Genomic DNA, 20,469 nt, shown 5'->3' on the forward strand with positions numbered 1-20,469 from the left:
ACAGCAGTGTGACTCTTGTTCCCTTCGCAGGTATTAGCCTGATCAGGTTCCGCGGATCCCGAATTAACGGTCTCAGCCCGCGCTTTCAGGCGCTGGGCACTCCGACAAGAAAAATCCCCCTCGTGAGAGGGGCGAATGGTTGTAAATTACTCGTTAACGGTGAAGAACTCAAGCAGGGCGCGCGACGTTCTCTTCGTTACTGATGTTCAAATCATTGTCCAGCACGAGGGCGATCAGCTTATCTTCCAGCGTGAATCGCTCTTCCAGCGCTTCACCGAGGTCGGATAGCGCCTGCTGAAACTCAAGATAGTTATCGTGGTCGATAGCGTTCTCGAGCGCGGAATCATAGTAATCCATGATCTGCTGGGTGTTGGCTTCCAGAAGGGGATAGAGCTTGCTGGCCGCTAAATACGGCGTTGTCCCTTCCATTTCGCGGATAATGCGTTCATAAATATTGAAATGGCCGTCGGACAGATAGTCGACCAGGCCCTGACAAAAATCATCCAGCGCTTTTTCATTCAGTCGCATAAACGATTCTTTGCCAGGCTTAATACCGACCAGATTGTAATAAGCCACGAGTAGATGCTTGCGTACATGTAGCCAGCGATCCACCAGTTTGTTATTTCCTCTAACGCGCTCAGTCAGGCTTTGCAGCTGGTTTAACATGGTCGACTCCGCAAAATGTAGGATTGAATCTGCTTATCCAGAATGTAACCACAATGCTAACAACATGTCAGTGAAGCGAAGGTAGTGCAATAGATATGGATCGTATTATTGAAAAATCAGATCTTGGTTGGTGGATCGTCAGTCACGAACAAAAATTATGGCTTCCTGCCGGGGAAATCCCCTACGGTGCAGCTGAGGCGTTCGATCTCGTCGGCCAGCCTGCGCTGAAGATCGGCGAGTGGCAGGGTGAGCCGGTGTGGTTGATCCAACAGTCCCGCCGCCAGGATATGGGATCGGTGCGCCAGGTGCTGGATCTGGACGTGGGGCTGTTCCAGCTGGCGGGGCGCGGCGTGCAGCTGGCCGAGTTTTACCGCTCGCATAAATACTGCGGCTACTGCGGTCATACCATGCGCCCGAGCAAAACCGAGTGGGCGATGCTCTGCAGCCACTGCCGCGAACGCTACTATCCGCAGATTGCGCCGTGCATTATCGTCGCTATCCGCCGGGAGGATTCCATCCTGCTGGCGCAGCATACCCGCCATCGCAACGGCATTCACACCGTGCTGGCCGGCTTCGTCGAGGTGGGCGAAACGCTGGAGCAGGCGGTAGCGCGCGAGGTGATGGAGGAGAGCGGGATCAAAGTGAAGAACCTGCGCTACGTTACCTCGCAGCCGTGGCCGTTCCCGCAGTCGCTGATGACGGCATTTATGGCCGAATATGATAGCGGCGAGATCGTTATCGATCAGAAAGAGCTGCTGGAAGCAAACTGGTATCGCTACGACGATCTACCGCTGTTACCTCCGCCGGGCACCGTGGCGCGTCGGCTGATAGAAGATACCGTGGCGATGTGTCGGGCCGAGTATGAGTAGTGTTACACTGAGGCCATGACGCTTAAGGAACTGCAAAAATGACCGAACTGAAGAACGATCGTTATCTGCGTGCGCTGCTGCGCCAGCCCGTTGATGTCACCCCGGTGTGGATGATGCGCCAGGCGGGACGCTATCTCCCGGAGTACAAAGCCACGCGCGCGCAGGCGGGCGATTTTATGTCGCTGTGCAAAAATGCCGAGCTGGCCTGCGAAGTGACGCTCCAGCCGCTGCGCCGCTTCCCGCTGGATGCTGCGATCCTCTTCTCGGATATTCTGACCATTCCGGATGCAATGGGCCTTGGCCTGTACTTCGAAACCGGTGAAGGCCCGCGTTTCACCTCCCCAATCAAAAGCAAAGCCGACGTGGATAAGCTGCCGATCCCCGATCCGGAAGGCGAGCTGGGCTACGTGATGAACGCCGTGCGCACCATTCGCCGCGAGCTGAAAGGTGAAGTGCCGCTGATTGGCTTCTCCGGCAGCCCGTGGACGCTGGCGACCTATATGGTTGAAGGAGGCAGCAGCAAAGCCTTCACCATGATTAAAAAGATGATGTACGCCGAGCCGCTGGCCCTGCATGCGCTGCTCGACAAGCTGGCGAAGAGCGTCACCCTCTACCTGAACGCGCAGATTAAGGCGGGTGCGCAGTCGGTGATGATTTTCGATACCTGGGGCGGCGTGCTGACCGGGCGCGATTATCAGCAGTTCTCCCTGTACTACATGCACAAAATCGTCGACGGCCTGCTGCGTGAAAACGAAGGCCGTCGCGTGCCGGTGACGCTGTTCACCAAAGGCGGCGGTCAGTGGCTGGAAGCGATGGCGGCAACCGGCTGCGACGCGCTGGGCCTCGACTGGACGACCGATATTGCCGATGCGCGCCGTCGCGTGGGCGACAAAGTGGCGCTGCAGGGCAATATGGACCCGTCCATGCTCTATGCGCCGCCAGCGCGCATTGAAGAAGAAGTGTCGACTATACTGTCTGGTTTCGGCCAGGGTGAAGGCCACGTCTTTAACCTCGGCCACGGCATTCATCAGGATGTGCCGCCAGAACACGCAGGCGTATTTGTGGAGGCGGTGCATCGGCTTTCTGCCCAGTATCACAAGTAAGGAGTGGTTATGGATCTCGCGTCGCTACGCGCTCAACAAATCGAACTGGCCTCATCGGTGATCCGCGAGGATCGTCTGGATAAAGATCCTCCGCAGTACATTGGCGGAGCAGACGTCGGATTCGAGCAGGGTGGGGAAGTGACGCGAGCGGCGATGGTGGTACTGAAATACCCTTCGCTTGAGCTGGTGGAGTTCAAGGTTGCGCGTATCGCGACCACCATGCCGTACATTCCAGGCTTTCTCTCCTTCCGCGAATATCCCGCGCTGCTGGCAGCGTGGGAGCAACTCTCGCAAAAACCTGACCTGCTGTTTGTCGATGGACACGGTATCTCACACCCGCGCCGTTTAGGCGTTGCCAGCCACTTTGGGCTGCTGGTGGATGTGCCGACCATTGGCGTTGCCAAGAAACGCCTGTGCGGCGCGTTTGAACCTCTTTCAGCCGAGCCGGGCGCGCTGGCGCCGCTTATCCATAAAGGTGAGCAGCTAGCGTGGGTCTGGCGCAGCAAGGCACGCTGTAATCCGCTCTTTATCGCCACGGGGCACCGGGTGAGCATGGACAGCGCCCTGGCGTGGGTGCAGCGCTGCATGAAGGGCTACCGCTTGCCGGAGCCGACGCGCTGGGCAGACGCCGTGGCCTCTTCGCGTCCGGCTTTTGTTCGTTGGCAGGAAATTCAGCGATGATTCAGGTAAACTGCGCCTAATTTTCGATTCGAGAGATCATCATGCTACAAAACCCGATTCACCTGCGCCTTGAGAAAGTTGAAAGCTGGCAGCACGTGACGTTTATGGCTTGCCTGTGCGAGCGCATGTATCCCAACTATGCCGCGTTCTGTAAGGAGACGGGCTTTGGTGATGGCCATATCTACCGCCGCATTCTGGATCTGATCTGGGAAACGCTGACGGTGAAAGACGCGAAGGTGAACTTCGACTCCCAGCTGGAAAAGCTGGAAGAGGCGATTCCGGCTGCGGATGATTTTGACCTGTACGGTGTCTACCCGGCGATTGATGCCTGCGTGGCGTTAAGCGAACTGCTCCACTCCCGTCTGAGCGGTGAAACGCTGGAGCACGCTATTGAAGTGAGCAAGGCATCTATTACGACCGTCGCGATGCTGGAAATGACCCAGGAAGGTCGCGAGATGACCGACGAAGAGCTGCGTGCGAACCCGGCGGTTGAGCAAGAATGGGACATTCAGTGGGAAATTTTCCGCCTGCTGGCAGAGTGTGAAGAACGCGATATTGAGCTGATAAAAGGGCTGCGCGCGGACTTACGAGAGGCTGCGGAGAGCAACATTGGTATAATTTTTAACCAATGAGACAAGAAAACTTGAGATAACGCCCGTTTTGTCGCTCCTCGACTCTTCCCTTTCGCCCCTTGTCTGGTCTACATTTGGGGGGCGAAAAAAAGTGGCTATCGGTGCGTGTATGCAGGAGAGTGCTTTTTTGGCATTTTCGTCGCACTCGATGCTTAGCAAGCGATAAACACATTGAAAGGATAACTTATGAACAAGACTCAACTGATTGATGTAATTGCGGACAAGGCTGATCTGTCTAAAGTGCAGGCTAAAGCTGCTCTGGAATCTACCCTGGCTGCTATTACTGAGTCTCTGAAAGAAGGCGATGCTGTGCAACTGGTTGGTTTCGGTACCTTCAAAGTGAACCACCGCGCTGAGCGTACTGGCCGCAACCCGCAGACCGGTAAAGAAATCAAAATCGCCGCAGCTAACGTGCCGGCATTTGTTTCTGGTAAAGCACTGAAAGACGCTGTTAAGTAAGACGCGTGGCAGTGAACAGTTTTAGCGAAGGGGCGGCAACGCCCCTTTTGTCTTTCTGGCGTGGAACGCTCGCGCTGGCAGGCATGCTGCTGCTGTCAGCCTGCAGCCACGACACCTCCCTGCCGCCGTTTACCGCCAGCGGCTACGCGGACAACCAGGGTGCGGTCAGGATCTGGCGCAAAGATTCCGGCGGCGAAGTGCATCTGCTTTCTGCCTTCAGCCCGTGGCATAACGGCAATACGTCGACTGCGGAATATCGCTGGCAGGGAGATGACCTGTCGCTGATTGAACTGAACGTCTACAGCAAGACCCCCGAACACGTGAAAGTGCGTTTTGACGACCATGGCGAGCTGAGCTTTATGCAGCGCGAAGTCAGCGGCCAAAAACAGCAGCTTTCCAGCGATCAAATCGCTCTCTACCGTTATCGTGCCGAACAAATCCGCCAGACCAGCGATGCGCTTCGTCTGGGACGCGTTGTGCTGCGCCAGGGGCGCTGGCATGCCGATGGGACGGTGACAACCTGCGAAGGACAGACGGTCAAGCCTGAGCTCGAATCCTGGGCAACAGAACACATTCAACGCCGTCAGCGTCATTCATCAATGGAGGTGAGTGTGGCGTGGCTGGAAGCGCCGGAAGGCTCTCAGCTGCTGTTGGTGGCGAACGAAGACTTCTGCACCTGGCAACCGACGGAAAAAAGTTTTTGATTTAAGTCCCCTCTCCCTTGAGGGAGAGGGTTAGGGTGAGGGTGTGAAATTACTCGCCCTGCTCGCGCGCAATTGCACGATAACCGATATCCTGACGGCTAAAGCTGCCGTTCCAGTGAATATCCGCCATCAGCGCGTAGGCGCGTTTCTGCGCTTCTGCCACGGTATGGCCCAGCGCGGTTGCACACAGCACGCGTCCGCCGTTGGTGAGGACGCGATCGTCTTCAGCCAGCTTCGTACCCGCATGGAACACCTTCGCACCGTCAATCTCTTCCAGCGGCAGGCCGTGGATCTCATCCCCGGTGCTGTAGTTGCCCGGGTAACCACCCGCCGCAATCACCACGCCCAGAGACGCACGCTCGTCCCACTCGGAGGTTTTCTCGTCGAGCTTGCCTTCGCAGGCTGCCAGACACAGTTCCACCAGATCGGATTTCATGCGCAGCATGATGGGCTGCGTTTCCGGATCGCCAAAGCGGCAGTTGAATTCGATGACCTTAGGGTTACCCTGCTTGTCGATCATCAGACCCGCATAGAGGAAACCGGTGTAGGTGTTGCCTTCCGCCGCCATCCCTTTCACGGTTGGCCAAATGACGCGATCCATGGTGCGCTGGTGGACTTCATCAGTCACTACCGGAGCAGGGGAGTAAGCGCCCATTCCGCCAGTATTCGGGCCGGAATCGCCATTGCCCACGCGTTTGTGATCCTGGCTGGTGGCCATCGGCAGAACGTGCTCGCCGTCGACCATCACGATAAAGCTCGCTTCTTCACCGTCGAGGAACTCTTCGATCACGATGCGGTGGCCCGCATCGCCAAAGGCGTTGCCCGCCAGCATATCCTGAACCGCGGCTTCTGCTTCTTCGAGGGTCATCGCGACGATAACGCCTTTACCCGCTGCCAGACCGTCGGCCTTGATGACAATCGGCGCGCCTTTTTCACGCAGGTAGGCCAGGGCTGGCTCCACTTCGGTGAAGTTCTGATATTCCGCCGTCGGGATGTTATGACGGGCGAGGAAATCTTTGGTGAAGGCTTTGGAGCCTTCCAGCTGCGCGGCGCCTTCCGTTGGCCCGAAGATTGTCAGGCCAGCAGCGCGGAACGCATCCACCACGCCAATCACCAGTGGTGCTTCCGGGCCCACAATCGTCAGATCGATTTTCTCGCTCTGGGCAAAGCTCAGCAGCGCCGGGATATCGGTCACGCCAATAGCCACGTTCTGCAGCGCGGGTTCCAGCGCGGTACCGGCGTTGCCCGGTGCCACGAAGACTGTTTTCACCAGCGGAGACTGCGCCGCTTTCCACGCCAGAGCGTGCTCGCGTCCGCCGTTACCAATCACTAATACTTTCATTTTCTGCTCCGGGAATTAATGGCGGAAGTGGCGCATGTCGGTGAAGATCATTGCAATGCCATGTTCGTCGGCAGCGGCAATCACTTCGTCGTCGCGAATTGAGCCGCCAGGCTGGATCACACAGGTGATGCCCACTGCAGCAGCCGCGTCGATACCGTCACGGAACGGGAAGAAGGCGTCAGAAGCCATGGCGGAGCCTTTTACTTCCAGACCTTCATCGCCTGCTTTAATGCCCGCGATTTTCGCGGAGTAAACGCGGCTCATCTGGCCTGCGCCTATCCCGATAGTCATGTTTTCTTTGGCGTAGACGATGGCGTTGGATTTGACGAACTTCGCGACCTTCCAGCAGAACAGCGCGTCACGCAGTTCCTGTTCGGTCGGTTGACGTTTGGTTACCACGCGCAGGTCGGCTTCTGTCACCATACCCAGATCGCGGTCCTGAACCAGCAGGCCGCCGTTCACACGCTTGAAGTCCAGGCCCGGCACGCGTTCTGCCCACTGGCCGCAAACCAGCACGCGCACGTTCTGTTTTGCCGCGGTGATTTTCAGCGCCTCTTCGGATGCGGATGGCGCGATGATCACTTCAACGAACTGGCGGGAGATGATGGCCTGTGCGGTTTCAGCATCCAGCTCGCGGTTGAAGGCGATAATGCCGCCAAACGCGGAGGTCGGGTCGGTTTTGTAGGCGCGATCGTAGGCATCGAGAATAGAGGTGCTCACGGCAACGCCGCATGGGTTCGCATGCTTAACGATAACGCAGGCCGGCTCGCTGAACTCTTTCACGCATTCCAGCGCGGCGTCGGTGTCAGCAATGTTGTTATAGGAGAGCGCTTTGCCCTGAACCTGCTGAGCGGTCGCAACAGAGGCTTCTTTTACCTCTTCTTCTATATAGAAGGCAGCCTGCTGGTGGCTGTTCTCACCGTAACGCATATCCTGCTTCTTAATGAAGTTCAGATTCAGGGTGCGCGGGAAGCGGCCAGAAGGATCTTTGCTTTCACCGTGGTAAGCAGGCACCAGGCTACCGAAGTAGTTGGCGATCATGCTGTCGTACGCCGCGGTGTGCTCGAAGGCTTTGATGGCGAGGTCGAAACGCGTTTCCAGAGTCAGGGACCCTTCGTTGGCATCCATCTCATTAATAATGGTGTTGTAATCGCTGCTCTTTACGACGATGGCCACATCTTTATGGTTCTTGGCCGCGGAGCGCACCATGGTTGGGCCGCCGATATCAATATTCTCTACGGCATCTTCCAGAGAACAGCCTTCGCGAGCAACGGTCTGGGCAAAAGGGTAGAGGTTAACGACAACCATGTCGATTGGGGCGATGTCATGCTGTTCCATAATGGCGTCGTCCTGACCGCGACGGCCAAGAATACCGCCGTGCACTTTCGGATGCAGGGTTTTGACGCGTCCATCCATCATTTCCGGGAAACCGGTGTAATCGGACACTTCGGTTACCGGCAGACCTTTATCTGCTAACAGGCGAGCGGTACCGCCTGTAGAAAGCAGCTCCACACCGCGTGCGGAAAGTGCCTGAGCGAATTCGACGATACCGGCTTTATCAGAAACACTGAGCAGAGCGCGGCGGACTGGACGACGTTGTTGCATGGTAAATCCCCTGGATTTCACGATTACAGAGAGCGTTAGATGAATTTTCCTGCGAAAAACTCATCTAACACACCTGACGGGGCATCCTTATTAAGCGCGAGCATTTTAACGAAAACGTTTGCGCAACGCTCGCACATTTTCACTTTTTCGTATCATTGTGGATAAGTCTGTGTGTAAAAAGGTATAAGGCGGGGTTTTGCTGTGGAATGCAGCAGTCAGTCATTTTTCTGTCATTTAGCGGTTGCGGCCAGCTGAGAACTCCCTATAATGCGCCTCCATCGACACGGCGGATGTGAATCACTTCACACAACAGCCGGTTCGGTTGAAGAGAAAAAATCCTGAAATAACGGGTTGACTCTGAAAGAGGAAAGCGTAATATACGCCACCTCGCAACGGTGAGCGAAAGCCGCGTTGCAACTGCTCTTTAACAATTTATCAGACAATCTGTGTGGGCACTCAAAGTGACATGGATTCTTAACGTCGCAAGACGAAAAATGAATACCAAGTCTCTGAGTGAACATACGTAATTCATTACGAAGTTTAATTCACGAGCATCAAACTTAAATTGAAGAGTTTGATCATGGCTCAGATTGAACGCTGGCGGCAGGCCTAACACATGCAAGTCGAGCGGTAGCACAGGAGAGCTTGCTCTCCGGGTGACGAGCGGCGGACGGGTGAGTAATGTCTGGGAAACTGCCTGATGGAGGGGGATAACTACTGGAAACGGTAGCTAATACCGCATAACGTCGCAAGACCAAAGAGGGGGACCTTCGGGCCTCTTGCCATCAGATGTGCCCAGATGGGATTAGCTAGTAGGTGGGGTAACGGCTCACCTAGGCGACGATCCCTAGCTGGTCTGAGAGGATGACCAGCCACACTGGAACTGAGACACGGTCCAGACTCCTACGGGAGGCAGCAGTGGGGAATATTGCACAATGGGCGCAAGCCTGATGCAGCCATGCCGCGTGTATGAAGAAGGCCTTCGGGTTGTAAAGTACTTTCAGCGGGGAGGAAGGTGTTGAGGTTAATAACCTCAGCAATTGACGTTACCCGCAGAAGAAGCACCGGCTAACTCCGTGCCAGCAGCCGCGGTAATACGGAGGGTGCAAGCGTTAATCGGAATTACTGGGCGTAAAGCGCACGCAGGCGGTCTGTCAAGTCGGATGTGAAATCCCCGGGCTCAACCTGGGAACTGCATTCGAAACTGGCAGGCTAGAGTCTTGTAGAGGGGGGTAGAATTCCAGGTGTAGCGGTGAAATGCGTAGAGATCTGGAGGAATACCGGTGGCGAAGGCGGCCCCCTGGACAAAGACTGACGCTCAGGTGCGAAAGCGTGGGGAGCAAACAGGATTAGATACCCTGGTAGTCCACGCCGTAAACGATGTCGACTTGGAGGTTGTGCCCTTGAGGCGTGGCTTCCGGAGCTAACGCGTTAAGTCGACCGCCTGGGGAGTACGGCCGCAAGGTTAAAACTCAAATGAATTGACGGGGGCCCGCACAAGCGGTGGAGCATGTGGTTTAATTCGATGCAACGCGAAGAACCTTACCTACTCTTGACATCCAGAGAACTTTCCAGAGATGGATTGGTGCCTTCGGGAACTCTGAGACAGGTGCTGCATGGCTGTCGTCAGCTCGTGTTGTGAAATGTTGGGTTAAGTCCCGCAACGAGCGCAACCCTTATCCTTTGTTGCCAGCGGTTAGGCCGGGAACTCAAAGGAGACTGCCAGTGATAAACTGGAGGAAGGTGGGGATGACGTCAAGTCATCATGGCCCTTACGAGTAGGGCTACACACGTGCTACAATGGCGCATACAAAGAGAAGCGACCTCGCGAGAGCAAGCGGACCTCATAAAGTGCGTCGTAGTCCGGATTGGAGTCTGCAACTCGACTCCATGAAGTCGGAATCGCTAGTAATCGTAGATCAGAATGCTACGGTGAATACGTTCCCGGGCCTTGTACACACCGCCCGTCACACCATGGGAGTGGGTTGCAAAAGAAGTAGGTAGCTTAACCTTCGGGAGGGCGCTTACCACTTTGTGATTCATGACTGGGGTGAAGTCGTAACAAGGTAACCGTAGGGGAACCTGCGGTTGGATCACCTCCTTACCTTAAAGAACCTGCCTTTGCAGTGCTCACACAGATTGTCTGATGAATGATGAACTTCTGAATGTACTTTTGAGTGCATTAAGAAGTTTTGCTCTTTAAAAATCTGGATCAAGCTGAAAATTGAAACGACACATCTTTAATGGTGTGTTCGAGTCTCTCAAATTTTCGCAATCAGAAGTGAAACATCTTCGGGTTGTGAGGTTAAGCGACTAAGCGTACACGGTGGATGCCCTGGCAGTCAGAGGCGATGAAGGACGTGCTAATCTGCGAAAAGCGCCGGCGAGGTGATATGAACCTTTGACCCGGCGATGTCCGAATGGGGAAACCCAGTGCAATTCGTTGCACTATCGTTAACTGAATACATAGGTTAACGAGGCGAACCGGGGGAACTGAAACATCTAAGTACCCCGAGGAAAAGAAATCAACCGAGATTCCCCCAGTAGCGGCGAGCGAACGGGGAGCAGCCCAGAGTCTGAATCAGCTTGTGTGTTAGTGGAAGCGTCTGGAAAGTCGCACGGTACAGGGTGACAGTCCCGTACACGAAAGCACACAGGTTGTGAACTCGAAGAGTAGGGCGGGACACGTGGTATCCTGTCTGAATATGGGGGGACCATCCTCCAAGGCTAAATACTCCTGACTGACCGATAGTGAACCAGTACCGTGAGGGAAAGGCGAAAAGAACCCCGGCGAGGGGAGTGAAAAAGAACCTGAAACCGTGTACGTACAAGCAGTGGGAGCACCCTAGTGGTGTGACTGCGTACCTTTTGTATAATGGGTCAGCGACTTATATTCTGTAGCAAGGTTAACCGTATAGGGGAGCCGAAGGGAAACCGAGTCTTAACTGGGCGTTAAGTTGCAGGGTATAGACCCGAAACCCGGTGATCTAGCCATGGGCAGGTTGAAGGTTGGGTAACACTAACTGGAGGACCGAACCGACTAATGTTGAAAAATTAGCGGATGACTTGTGGCTGGGGGTGAAAGGCCAATCAAACCGGGAGATAGCTGGTTCTCCCCGAAAGCTATTTAGGTAGCGCCTCGTGAACTCATCTTCGGGGGTAGAGCACTGTTTCGGCTAGGGGGCCATCCCGGCTTACCAACCCGATGCAAACTACGAATACCGAAGAATGTTATCACGGGAGACACACGGCGGGTGCTAACGTCCGTCGTGAAGAGGGAAACAACCCAGACCGCCAGCTAAGGTCCCAAAGTCATGGTTAAGTGGGAAACGATGTGGGAAGGCACAGACAGCCAGGATGTTGGCTTAGAAGCAGCCATCATTTAAAGAAAGCGTAATAGCTCACTGGTCGAGTCGGCCTGCGCGGAAGATGTAACGGGGCTAAACCATGCACCGAAGCTGCGGCAGCGACACTTAGGTGTTGTTGGGTAGGGGAGCGTTCTGTAAGCCGTTGAAGGTGTGCTGTGAGGCATGCTGGAGGTATCAGAAGTGCGAATGCTGACATAAGTAACGATAAAGCGGGTGAAAAGCCCGCTCGCCGGAAGACCAAGGGTTCCTGTCCAACGTTAATCGGGGCAGGGTGAGTCGACCCCTAAGGCGAGGCCGAAAGGCGTAGTCGATGGGAAACAGGTTAATATTCCTGTACTTGGTGTTACTGCGAAGGGGGGACGGAGAAGGCTATGTTAGCCGGGCGACGGTTGTCCCGGTTTAAGCATGTAGGCGGAGGTTCCAGGTAAATCCGGTACCTTTTAACGCTGAGGTGTGATGACGAGGCACTACGGTGCTGAAGTAACAAATGCCCTGCTTCCAGGAAAAGCCTCTAAGCATCAGGTAACATCAAATCGTACCCCAAACCGACACAGGTGGTCAGGTAGAGAATACCAAGGCGCTTGAGAGAACTCGGGTGAAGGAACTAGGCAAAATGGTGCCGTAACTTCGGGAGAAGGCACGCTGATATGTAGGTGAAGCCCCTGCGGGTGGAGCTGAAATCAGTCGAAGATACCAGCTGGCTGCAACTGTTTATTAAAAACACAGCACTGTGCAAACACGAAAGTGGACGTATACGGTGTGACGCCTGCCCGGTGCCGGAAGGTTAATTGATGGGGTTAGCGGCAACGCGAAGCTCTTGATCGAAGCCCCGGTAAACGGCGGCCGTAACTATAACGGTCCTAAGGTAGCGAAATTCCTTGTCGGGTAAGTTCCGACCTGCACGAATGGCGTAATGATGGCCAGGCTGTCTCCACCCGAGACTCAGTGAAATTGAACTCGCTGTGAAGATGCAGTGTACCCGCGGCAAGACGGAAAGACCCCGTGAACCTTTACTATAGCTTGACACTGAACACTGGTCCTTGATGTGTAGGATAGGTGGGAGGCTTTGAAGCGTGGACGCCAGTCTGCGTGGAGCCGACCTTGAAATACCACCCTTTAATGGCTGGTGTTCTAACGTAGACCCGTAATCCGGGTTGCGGACAGTGTCTGGTGGGTAGTTTGACTGGGGCGGTCTCCTCCCAAAGAGTAACGGAGGAGCACGAAGGTTAGCTAATCCTGGTCGGACATCAGGAGGTTAGTGCAATGGCATAAGCTAGCTTGACTGCGAGAGTGACGGCTCGAGCAGGTGCGAAAGCAGGTCATAGTGATCCGGTGGTTCTGAATGGAAGGGCCATCGCTCAACGGATAAAAGGTACTCCGGGGATAACAGGCTGATACCGCCCAAGAGTTCATATCGACGGCGGTGTTTGGCACCTCGATGTCGGCTCATCACATCCTGGGGCTGAAGTAGGTCCCAAGGGTATGGCTGTTCGCCATTTAAAGTGGTACGCGAGCTGGGTTTAGAACGTCGTGAGACAGTTCGGTCCCTATCTGCCGTGGGCGCTGGAGAATTGAGGGGGGCTGCTCCTAGTACGAGAGGACCGGAGTGGACGCATCACTGGTGTTCGGGTTGTCATGCCAATGGCACTGCCCGGTAGCTAAATGCGGAAAAGATAAGTGCTGAAAGCATCTAAGCACGAAACTTGCCCCGAGATGAGTTCTCCCTGACCCTTTAAGGGTCCTGAAGGAACGTTGAAGACTACGACGTTGATAGGTCGGGTGTGTAAGCGCAGCGATGCGTTGAGCTAACCGATACTAATGAACCGTGAGGCTTAACCTTACAACGCCGAAGCTGTTTCGGCGAAGAGAAAGACACGATTTTCAGCCTGATACAGATTAACAGAATTTGCCTGGCGGCTTTAGCGCGGTGGTCCCACCTGACCCCATGCCGAACTCAGAAGTGAAACGCCGTAGCGCCGATGGTAGTGTGGGGTCTCCCCATGTGAGAGTAGGGAACTGCCAGGCATCAATTAGAAGAACCCCGTACCGTAAGGTGCGGGGTTTTTTGCTTTTGTTTTTCCCTCTCCCCCCTCCTTGAAACTTTCTCACCTTCCGCTTGCAGGCTCGACATTATGCCCGTTTCTGGGTATCGTTAGCTATCTGGATGTCTAAACGTTTATACGTATGCTGTGAGGATATAAAGCTATGCCGATTCGGGTGCAGGACGAGCTACCAGCCGTCAATTTCTTGCGTGAAGAAAACGTCTTCGTCATGACGGCTTCGCGTGCGACAGGTCAGGAAATTCGCCCGCTGAAGGTGCTTATTCTCAATCTGATGCCAAAAAAGATCGAAACAGAAAACCAGTTCCTGCGTCTTCTGTCGAACTCTCCGCTGCAGGTGGATATCCAGCTGCTGCGAATCGATGCCCGTGAATCACGTAACACGCCATCTGAGCATCTGAACAACTTCTACTGTAACTTCGATGACATTCAGGGGGAAAACTTCGACGGACTGATCGTGACCGGCGCGCCGCTCGGCCTGGTTGAATTTAACGATGTCGCCTACTGGCCTCAGATCAAACAGGTTCTGGAGTGGGCAAAAGATCACGTTACCTCCACATTGTTTGTCTGTTGGGCGGTACAAGCCGCACTGAATATTCTTTATGGCATCCCCAAGCAAACCCGCACTGAAAAGCTCTCTGGCGTATACGAACACCACATTCTTCACCCGCACGCTTTGCTGACGCGTGGTTTCGATGACTCTTTCCTGGCCCCGCATTCGCGCTACGCCGATTTCCCGGCCCAGCTGATTCGTGATTACACCGATCTGGAGATCCTGGCCGAAACGGAAGACGGAGATGCTTACCTGTTTGCCAGCAAGGATAAACGCATTGCTTTTGTGACCGGACATCCTGAGTACGATCCGCATACCCTCGCGTCAGAGTATTTCCGCGATGTCGAAGCGGGTCTTAATCCGGATGTACCGTACAACTATTTCCCGAAAGACGATCCGCAAAACAAACCGAGAGCAACCTGGCGCAGCCACGGGAATTTGCTTTTCACTAACTGGCTCAACTATTACGTCTACCAGATCACGCCATACGATCTGCGCCACATGAATCCGACGCTGGAGTAATCTTCTGCACTAAACGATCCTAAAGCGTTTCAGCTATTCAAATCAGGCACCTTCGGGTGCCTTTTTTATTTCCGAAATGTCACTCACCGTTCGATCCAACTTTAATCTCAATGAAATCAATCAATTAATCACAATTAATAATTAAAATGGAAATTGTTTTTGATTTTAGAAAAAATATAGATAGTCTTAATTCTGCTGAGCGAAAACTACCCAACGATCTTTCGTTCGCATCGGGGGCGTGATTTTGGATCTTTGATGAGGAGCAGAGTAATGACTCAACAGGCAACGACGGTCGATGAACTGGCCTTTACCCAGCCGTATGGCGAGCAAGAACAGCAAGTGTTGACGGCGGAAGCGGTAGAGTTTCTGACTGAACTGGTGACCCGCTTTACGCCGCAGCGTAATAAGCTGCTGGCGGCGCGCATTCATCAGCAGCAGGAAATTGACGATGGCAAGTTGCCTGGCTTCATTTCGGAAACCGCTTCCATTCGTCGCGGTGAGTGGAAAATCCGCGGCATCCCTGAAGATTTACAGGATCGTCGCGTTGAGATCACCGGTCCGGTAGAGCGCAAAATGGTGATCAACGCCATGAACGCCAACGTTAAAGTCTTCATGGCCGATTTTGAAGACTCTCTGGCGCCGGACTGGCGTAAGGTCATCGAGGGGCAGATCAACCTGCGCGACGCCGTGAACGGCACCATCAGCTATACCAACGAAGCCGGCAAAATTTACCAGCTCAAACCAAACCCTGCGGTGCTGATCTGTCGCGTGCGCGGCCTGCACCTGCCTGAAAAACATGTCACCTGGCGTGGGGAAGCCATTCCGGGCAGCCTGTTTGATTTCGCGCTCTATTTCTTCCACAACTACAAGAACCTGCTGGCAAAAGGCAGCGGCCCTTATTTCTATCTGCCAAAAACGCAGGCCTGGCAGGAAGCGGCCTGGTGGAGCGAGGTCTTCAGCTATGCGGAAGATCGTTTCAACCTGCCGCGCGGCACCATCAAAGCCACGCTGCTGATTGAAACGCTGCCTGCCGTGTTCCAGATGAATGAAATTCTGCACGCCCTGCGCGACCACATCGTCGGCCTGAACTGCGGACGCTGGGACTATATTTTCAGCTACATCAAAACCCTGAAAAACTATCCCGACCGCGTGTTGCCGGATCGCCAGGTCGTGACCATGGATAAACCGTTCCTGAGCGCTTACTCGCGCCTGCTGATCAAAACCTGCCACAAGCGCGGCGCCTTTGCGATGGGCGGCATGGCGGCATTTATCCCGAGCAAAGACGCAGAGCGCAACAATCAGGTGCTCAATAAGGTTAAAGCCGACAAAGAGCTTGAAGCCCGTAACGGTCACGACGGCACGTGGATTGCCCATCCTGGTCTTGCCGATACGGCGATGGAGGTCTTTAACCGCGTTCTCGGCGACAACAAAAACCAGCTGTTTGTCACGCGTGAAGACGATGCCCCAACGGCTGAAGAACAGCTGCTGGCACCGTGCGCGGGCGAGCGTACGGAAGAGGGCATGCGTGCCAATATCCGCGTCGCGGTCCAGTACATCGAAGCGTGGATCTCCGGCAACGGCTGCGTACCTATCTACGGCCTGATGGAAGATGCCGCGACGGCGGAGATCTCACGTACCTCCATCTGGCAGTGGATCCACCATCAAAAAACGCTCAGCAACGGCAAACCGGTGACCAAGACCCTGTTCCGCCAGATGCTGGCCGAAGAGATGCGGGTGATCCAGGACGAGCTGGGCGAGCACCGCTTCAGCAGCGGACGTTTTGACGACGCCGCGCGCCTGATGGAGCAAATCACCACATCAGATGACTTAATCGACTTCCTGACCCTGCCGGGCTACCGCTTCCTGGCGTAACTCACCACATAACAATATGGAGCATCTGCACATGAAAACCCGTACCCAACAAATCGAAGAGTTGAAGAAAGAGTGGACACAGCCTCGCTGGGAAGGCATCCGCCGTCCTTACAGCGCGGAGGAAGTGGTGAAATTACGCGGCTCGGTCAATCCGGAATGCACGCTGGCACAGAACGGTGCGGCGAAAATGTGGAAGCTGCTGCACGGTGGCTCTAAAAAGGGTTACATCAACAGCCTCGGCGCGCTGACCGGCGGTCAGGCGCTGCAGCAGGCGAAGGCGGGTATTGAGGCGATTTATCTCTCCGGCTGGCAGGTCGCGGCGGACGCCAACCTGGCCTCCAGCATGTACCCGGATCAGTCGCTCTATCCGGCTAACTCCGTACCGTCGGTGGTGGATCGGATCAACAATACCTTCCGCCGCGCGGATCAGATCCAGTGGGCCGCCGGAATCGAACCTGGCGATCCGCGCTTTACTGACTACTTCCTGCCGATCGTCGCGGATGCGGAGGCGGGCTTCGGCGGCGTGCTGAACGCCTTCGAGCTGATGAAATCGATGATTGAGGCCGGTGCAGCGGCCGTTCACTTCGAAGACCAGCTGGCGTCAGTGAAAAAATGCGGACACATGGGCGGTAAGGTGCTGGTTCCTACACAGGAAGCCGTACAGAAGCTGGTTGCCGCGCGTCTGGCCGCTGACGTGCTCGGCGTGCCGACGCTGGTGATTGCCCGTACTGATGCCGATGCGGCGGACCTGATCACCTCTGACTGCGACCCGTACGACAGCGAGTTCATCACCGGCGAGCGTACCAGTGAAGGCTTCTACCGCACCCATGCCGGCATTGAACAGGCGATCAGCCGCGGCCTGGCGTACGCGCCTTACGCGGACCTGGTCTGGTGTGAAACCTCTACGCCGGATCTGGCGCTGGCAAAACGCTTTGCCGACGCCATCCACGCGAAGTATCCGGGCAAACTGCTGGCCTATAACTGCTCGCCGTCCTTCAACTGGCAGAAAAAGCTGGATGACAAAACCATCGCCAGCTTCCAGCAGCAGCTGTCCGACATGGGCTACAAATACCAGTTCATTACCCTGGCCGGTATCCACAGCATGTGGTTCAACATGTTCGACCTGGCGCACGCCTATGCGCAGGGTGAGGGCATGAAGCACTACGTTGAGAAGGTGCAGCAGCCGGAGTTTGCGGCGGGCAAAGACGGTTACACCTTCGTGTCTCACCAGCAGGAGGTGGGAACCGGCTACTTTGACAATGTGACCACGATTATCCAGGGCGGAACCTCCTCCGTCACCGCCTTAACGGGTTCAACGGAAGAAGCACAGTTCTAATCTTTTCCCCCTCTCCCCTCTCGGGGAGAGGGTTGGGGTGAGGGGGAATATATGTCGCGTGGCCTGGAATTGCTGATTGCCCAAACTATTTTGCAGGGCTTCGATGCCCAGTATGGTCGTTTTCTTGAAGTGACATCCGGCGCGCAGCAGCGCTTCGAACATGCAGACTGGCATGCGGTTCAGCAGGCCATGAAGCAGCGTATCCATCTCTACGATCACCACGTGGGTCTGGTGGTGGAGCAGCTGCGCTGTATTACCGACGGTAAAAGTCCCGACGCGGATTTTTTACTGCGCGTGAAAGAGCACTACACCCATTTGTTACCCGATTACCCGCGCTTCGAGATTGCGGAGAGCTTTTTCAACTCCGTCTATTGCCGGTTATTTGACCACCGCTCACTATCTCCTGAGCGGTTATTTATCTTCAGCTCCCAGCCCGAGCGACGCTTTCGAACCATTCCCCGTCCGCTGGCGAAAGATTTCTTTCCCGATCGCGGATGGGAAAAGCTCCTGCACCGCGTGCTAACGGATCTGCCGCTGCGCCTGCCCTGGGAGAATAAAACCCGGGATATCGGCTATGTCCACGCCCATCTCAACGAAACCTTCGGCGCTGAGGTGCTCAGCCACAGCCATTTGCAGGTTGCCAACGAGCTTTTCTACCGCAATAAAGCCGCCTGGCTGGTGGGCAAACTGGTTACGCCGACCGCCATTGTGCCGTTTCTGCTGCCCATTCACCGTACCGACGACGGGGAACTGTTTGTCGATACCTGCCTGACCACCAGCGCCGAGGCCAGCATCGTGTTTGGCTTCGCTCGCTCCTATTTCATGGTGTACGCCCCGCTGCCTGCCGCGCTGGTGGAGTGGCTGCGCGAAATCCTGCCGGGCAAAACCACCGCCGAGCTGTATATGGCGATTGGCTGCCAGAAGCACGCCAAAACGGAAAGCTACCGGGAGTACCTGCGCTATGTCACCGCGGCCGATGAGCAGTTTATCGAAGCGCCCGGCATTCGCGGTATGGTGATGCTGGTCTTTACGCTGCCGGGTTTCGACCGGGTCTTTAAGGTGATTAAAGACAGATTCGCACCGCAGAAAGAGATGACCGCCGCGCACGTTCGCGCCTGCTATCAGCTGGTTAAAGAGCACGACCGCGTCGGGCGCATGGCGGATACCCAGGAGTTCGAAAACTTTGTGCTGGATAAACAGCAGATCGACCCGGCGCTCATGGCGCTGTTAATGCAGGAAGCACCTGCGAAAATCACCGATCTTGGCGACAAAATTGCCATTAGCCATCTCTACATCGAACGCCGTATGGTGCCGCTGAATATCTGGCTTGAGCAGTCCGAAGGTCAGGCGCTGCGGGATGCCATTGAAGAATACGGCAACGCGATTCGCCAGCTTGCCGCCGCCAATATTTTCCCGGGCGACATGCTGTTTAAAAACTTCGGCGTCACCCGTCACGGGCGGGTGGTGTTCTACGACTACGACGAAATTTGCTACATGACCGAGGTGAATTTCCGCGATATACCACAGCCCCGCTACCCGGAAGACGAGCTTTCCGGCGAGCCGTGGTACAGCGTCTCGCCGGGCGATGTGTTTCCGGAGGAGTTTCGCCACTGGCTGTGCGCCGACCCGCGCATCGGGCCGCTATTCGAAGAGATGCATGAGGATCTGTTCCGCGCCAGCTACTGGCGCGGGCTGCAAACGCGGATCAAAAATGGGCATGTCGAAGATGTGTACGCTTACCGCCGCAAGCAGAGGTTTTGCATTAGGTTTGCACCCTCTCTAGCAGGGTGAGGGCATCAGATTTTCTCCCTCTCCCTGTGGGAGAGGGCCGGGGTGAGGGAATCAGGCCGCACTCAATCTCAACGAATCCCACCGTACGCCAGCGTCACCTCTTTCGCCGCCTTAATCACCAGCGCGCCCAGCTCGGTCACGCGGTCGTCGGTCATGCGCGAAATCGGCCCGGAGATGGAGATGGCGGCAAACGGCTCGCGGTGCTCGTCAAAAATACAGGCCGCGAGGCAGCGCAGGCCCAGGGCATGTTCTTCATCATCAAACGAATAGCCGCGCTTGCGGGTCAGGGCCAGATCTTCTTTCAGATGCACGGGCGATACCAGCGTGGCGTGGGTATAGGCGTGCAGACCTTTACGGTGCAGCAGTCCCGTCACCTGCTCTTCGCTCAGCTGCGAGAGAAACGCTTTCCCCGCCCCGGAGGCATGCATCGGCAGCTTGCCGCCAATCGGTGCGGACATGCGCATCAGCTGCGTGCACTGCACCTGGTCGATGATAATCGCCTGGTGGTCGCTCTGGTCCAGCACCGCCAGGTTTACGGTCTCGCCGGACTCCTCCATCAGCTTACGCAGAATCGGGTGCACAATTGCCAGCAGGTTGCGGCTCTGCAGGAAGCTGCTGCCGACGATAAACGCGTGCGCGCCCACCGCCCAGTGCCCCAGCTCGCCGACCTGGCGGACAAAGCCCAGCTGCTGCATGGTGGTCAGCAGGCGGTGCGTCGTGGAGTTCGGCAGGCCAGCCTGCTGGGCCAGCTCGGTCAGGGCCACGCTGCTGTGCGACTCGGCTATCCACTCCAGCAGCTTCAAACCGCGCGTGAGCGATTGAACCTGTCCGCCCTGTTGTGCGGCGGCGGTGGTGGCAGCAGGTTTTCTGCCGCGTTTAGCGGGAACGGTCGCGACCATGACGATC

General features: G+C 55.6%; 14 protein-coding genes, 3 rRNA genes and 1 riboswitch. Of the genes, 13 read left to right on the plus strand and 4 right to left on the minus strand.

The annotated features are described in order from the left end of the window. Nucleotides 1-2: 2 nt before the first annotated feature. A riboswitch (TPP riboswitch) is annotated at nucleotides 3-114 on the minus strand. Nucleotides 115-168: 54 nt separating this feature from the next. Beyond that, complete coding sequence (locus tag NI40_RS01025; RefSeq protein WP_023309976.1) at nucleotides 169-666, minus strand: Rsd/AlgQ family anti-sigma factor; 498 nt, start codon at nucleotides 664-666, stop codon at nucleotides 169-171. Between the two features lie 95 nt (nucleotides 667-761). On the opposite strand from NI40_RS01025, the gene nudC reads away from it, so the two are divergent. From nudC to NI40_RS01055, 6 genes are all read left to right on the plus strand, one after another. After that, nucleotides 762-1,535: an NAD(+) diphosphatase gene (gene nudC / locus NI40_RS01030; RefSeq protein ID WP_039262361.1), complete on the plus strand. Its 774-nt coding sequence runs from the start codon at nucleotides 762-764 to the stop codon at nucleotides 1,533-1,535. Nucleotides 1,536-1,573: 38 nt separating this feature from the next. Then, a complete protein-coding gene (gene hemE, locus NI40_RS01035; protein ID WP_029742041.1) occupies nucleotides 1,574-2,638 on the plus strand; it encodes a uroporphyrinogen decarboxylase in 1,065 nt (354 codons plus the stop codon). 9 nt (nucleotides 2,639-2,647) lie between these two features. Further along, complete coding sequence (gene nfi / locus NI40_RS01040; RefSeq protein WP_033146984.1) at nucleotides 2,648-3,319, plus strand: deoxyribonuclease V; 672 nt, start codon at nucleotides 2,648-2,650, stop codon at nucleotides 3,317-3,319. Between the two features lie 41 nt (nucleotides 3,320-3,360). After that, the gene (locus NI40_RS01045; protein ID WP_029742042.1) at nucleotides 3,361-3,951 is read left to right on the plus strand and encodes a YjaG family protein; all 591 of its coding nucleotides are present in this window, start codon (nucleotides 3,361-3,363) and stop codon (nucleotides 3,949-3,951) included. A 186-nt stretch (nucleotides 3,952-4,137) separates the two neighbouring features. Next, entirely contained in the window at nucleotides 4,138-4,410 is a 273-nt protein-coding gene (hupA, locus tag NI40_RS01050) for a nucleoid-associated protein HU-alpha (protein ID WP_002445246.1), read from the plus strand. 11 nt (nucleotides 4,411-4,421) lie between these two features. Further along, nucleotides 4,422-5,114, plus strand: coding sequence for a DUF1481 domain-containing protein (locus tag NI40_RS01055; protein ID WP_033146981.1), 693 nt, complete (start codon nucleotides 4,422-4,424; stop codon nucleotides 5,112-5,114). A 49-nt stretch (nucleotides 5,115-5,163) separates the two neighbouring features. On the opposite strand, the gene purD is transcribed toward NI40_RS01055, so the two are convergent. Further along, complete coding sequence (gene purD / locus NI40_RS01060) at nucleotides 5,164-6,456, minus strand: phosphoribosylamine--glycine ligase (RefSeq protein ID WP_039262364.1); 1,293 nt, start codon at nucleotides 6,454-6,456, stop codon at nucleotides 5,164-5,166. Between the two features lie 15 nt (nucleotides 6,457-6,471). Further along, entirely contained in the window at nucleotides 6,472-8,061 is a 1,590-nt protein-coding gene (purH, locus tag NI40_RS01065) for a bifunctional phosphoribosylaminoimidazolecarboxamide formyltransferase/IMP cyclohydrolase (RefSeq protein ID WP_033146979.1), read from the minus strand. Nucleotides 8,062-8,623: 562 nt separating this feature from the next. Between purH and NI40_RS01070 the strand changes: the two genes are divergently transcribed. From NI40_RS01070 to aceK, 7 genes are all read left to right on the plus strand, one after another. Further along, nucleotides 8,624-10,165 (plus strand): 16S ribosomal RNA (locus NI40_RS01070). A gap of 199 nt (nucleotides 10,166-10,364) precedes the next feature. Beyond that, a 23S ribosomal RNA gene (locus tag NI40_RS01075) occupies nucleotides 10,365-13,269 on the plus strand. A gap of 69 nt (nucleotides 13,270-13,338) precedes the next feature. Further along, nucleotides 13,339-13,454, plus strand: a 5S ribosomal RNA gene (gene rrf, locus NI40_RS01080). Together the 16S, 23S and 5S rRNA genes form the textbook arrangement of a ribosomal RNA operon. Nucleotides 13,455-13,634: 180 nt before the next feature. After that, nucleotides 13,635-14,564 (plus strand): homoserine O-acetyltransferase MetA, encoded by a 930-nt coding sequence (gene metA, locus NI40_RS01085; protein ID WP_024906663.1) that lies wholly within the window; start codon nucleotides 13,635-13,637, stop codon nucleotides 14,562-14,564. A gap of 270 nt (nucleotides 14,565-14,834) precedes the next feature. Continuing rightward, a complete protein-coding gene (aceB, locus tag NI40_RS01090; RefSeq protein WP_039264171.1) occupies nucleotides 14,835-16,436 on the plus strand; it encodes a malate synthase A in 1,602 nt (533 codons plus the stop codon). Nucleotides 16,437-16,467: 31 nt separating this feature from the next. Further along, the gene (aceA, locus tag NI40_RS01095; protein ID WP_023309986.1) at nucleotides 16,468-17,772 is read left to right on the plus strand and encodes an isocitrate lyase; all 1,305 of its coding nucleotides are present in this window, start codon (nucleotides 16,468-16,470) and stop codon (nucleotides 17,770-17,772) included. 51 nt (nucleotides 17,773-17,823) lie between these two features. Further along, the gene (gene aceK, locus NI40_RS01100) at nucleotides 17,824-19,563 is read left to right on the plus strand and encodes a bifunctional isocitrate dehydrogenase kinase/phosphatase (protein WP_039264170.1); all 1,740 of its coding nucleotides are present in this window, start codon (nucleotides 17,824-17,826) and stop codon (nucleotides 19,561-19,563) included. A 68-nt stretch (nucleotides 19,564-19,631) separates the two neighbouring features. Here aceK and iclR read toward each other — a convergent pair whose 3' ends face one another. Beyond that, nucleotides 19,632-20,462 carry a glyoxylate bypass operon transcriptional repressor IclR gene (gene iclR, locus NI40_RS01105; RefSeq protein WP_045888359.1) on the minus strand — a complete coding sequence of 277 codons (831 nt, stop codon included), beginning with the start codon at nucleotides 20,460-20,462 and terminating at the stop codon, nucleotides 19,632-19,634. Nucleotides 20,463-20,469: the final 7 nt, after the last annotated feature.

The organism is Enterobacter sp. E20, from assembly GCF_000801755.2.
Taxonomy (GTDB): Bacteria; Pseudomonadota; Gammaproteobacteria; order Enterobacterales; family Enterobacteriaceae; genus Enterobacter; species Enterobacter asburiae_B.

Coding starts and splice junctions, on each gene's coding strand:
- NI40_RS01025 (WP_023309976.1), bottom strand. CDS start 666: ATGTTAAACCAGCTGCAAAGCCTGACTGAGCGCGTTAGAGGAAATAAC.
- nudC (WP_039262361.1), top strand. CDS start 762: ATGGATCGTATTATTGAAAAATCAGATCTTGGTTGGTGGATCGTCAGT.
- hemE (WP_029742041.1), top strand. CDS start 1,574: ATGACCGAACTGAAGAACGATCGTTATCTGCGTGCGCTGCTGCGCCAG.
- nfi (WP_033146984.1), top strand. CDS start 2,648: ATGGATCTCGCGTCGCTACGCGCTCAACAAATCGAACTGGCCTCATCG.
- NI40_RS01045 (WP_029742042.1), top strand. CDS start 3,361: ATGCTACAAAACCCGATTCACCTGCGCCTTGAGAAAGTTGAAAGCTGG.
- hupA (WP_002445246.1), top strand. CDS start 4,138: ATGAACAAGACTCAACTGATTGATGTAATTGCGGACAAGGCTGATCTG.
- purD (WP_039262364.1), bottom strand. CDS start 6,456: ATGAAAGTATTAGTGATTGGTAACGGCGGACGCGAGCACGCTCTGGCG.
- purH (WP_033146979.1), bottom strand. CDS start 8,061: ATGCAACAACGTCGTCCAGTCCGCCGCGCTCTGCTCAGTGTTTCTGAT.
- metA (WP_024906663.1), top strand. CDS start 13,635: ATGCCGATTCGGGTGCAGGACGAGCTACCAGCCGTCAATTTCTTGCGT.
- aceB (WP_039264171.1), top strand. CDS start 14,835: ATGACTCAACAGGCAACGACGGTCGATGAACTGGCCTTTACCCAGCCG.
- aceA (WP_023309986.1), top strand. CDS start 16,468: ATGAAAACCCGTACCCAACAAATCGAAGAGTTGAAGAAAGAGTGGACA.
- aceK (WP_039264170.1), top strand. CDS start 17,824: ATGTCGCGTGGCCTGGAATTGCTGATTGCCCAAACTATTTTGCAGGGC.
- iclR (WP_045888359.1), bottom strand. CDS start 20,462: ATGGTCGCGACCGTTCCCGCTAAACGCGGCAGAAAACCTGCTGCCACC.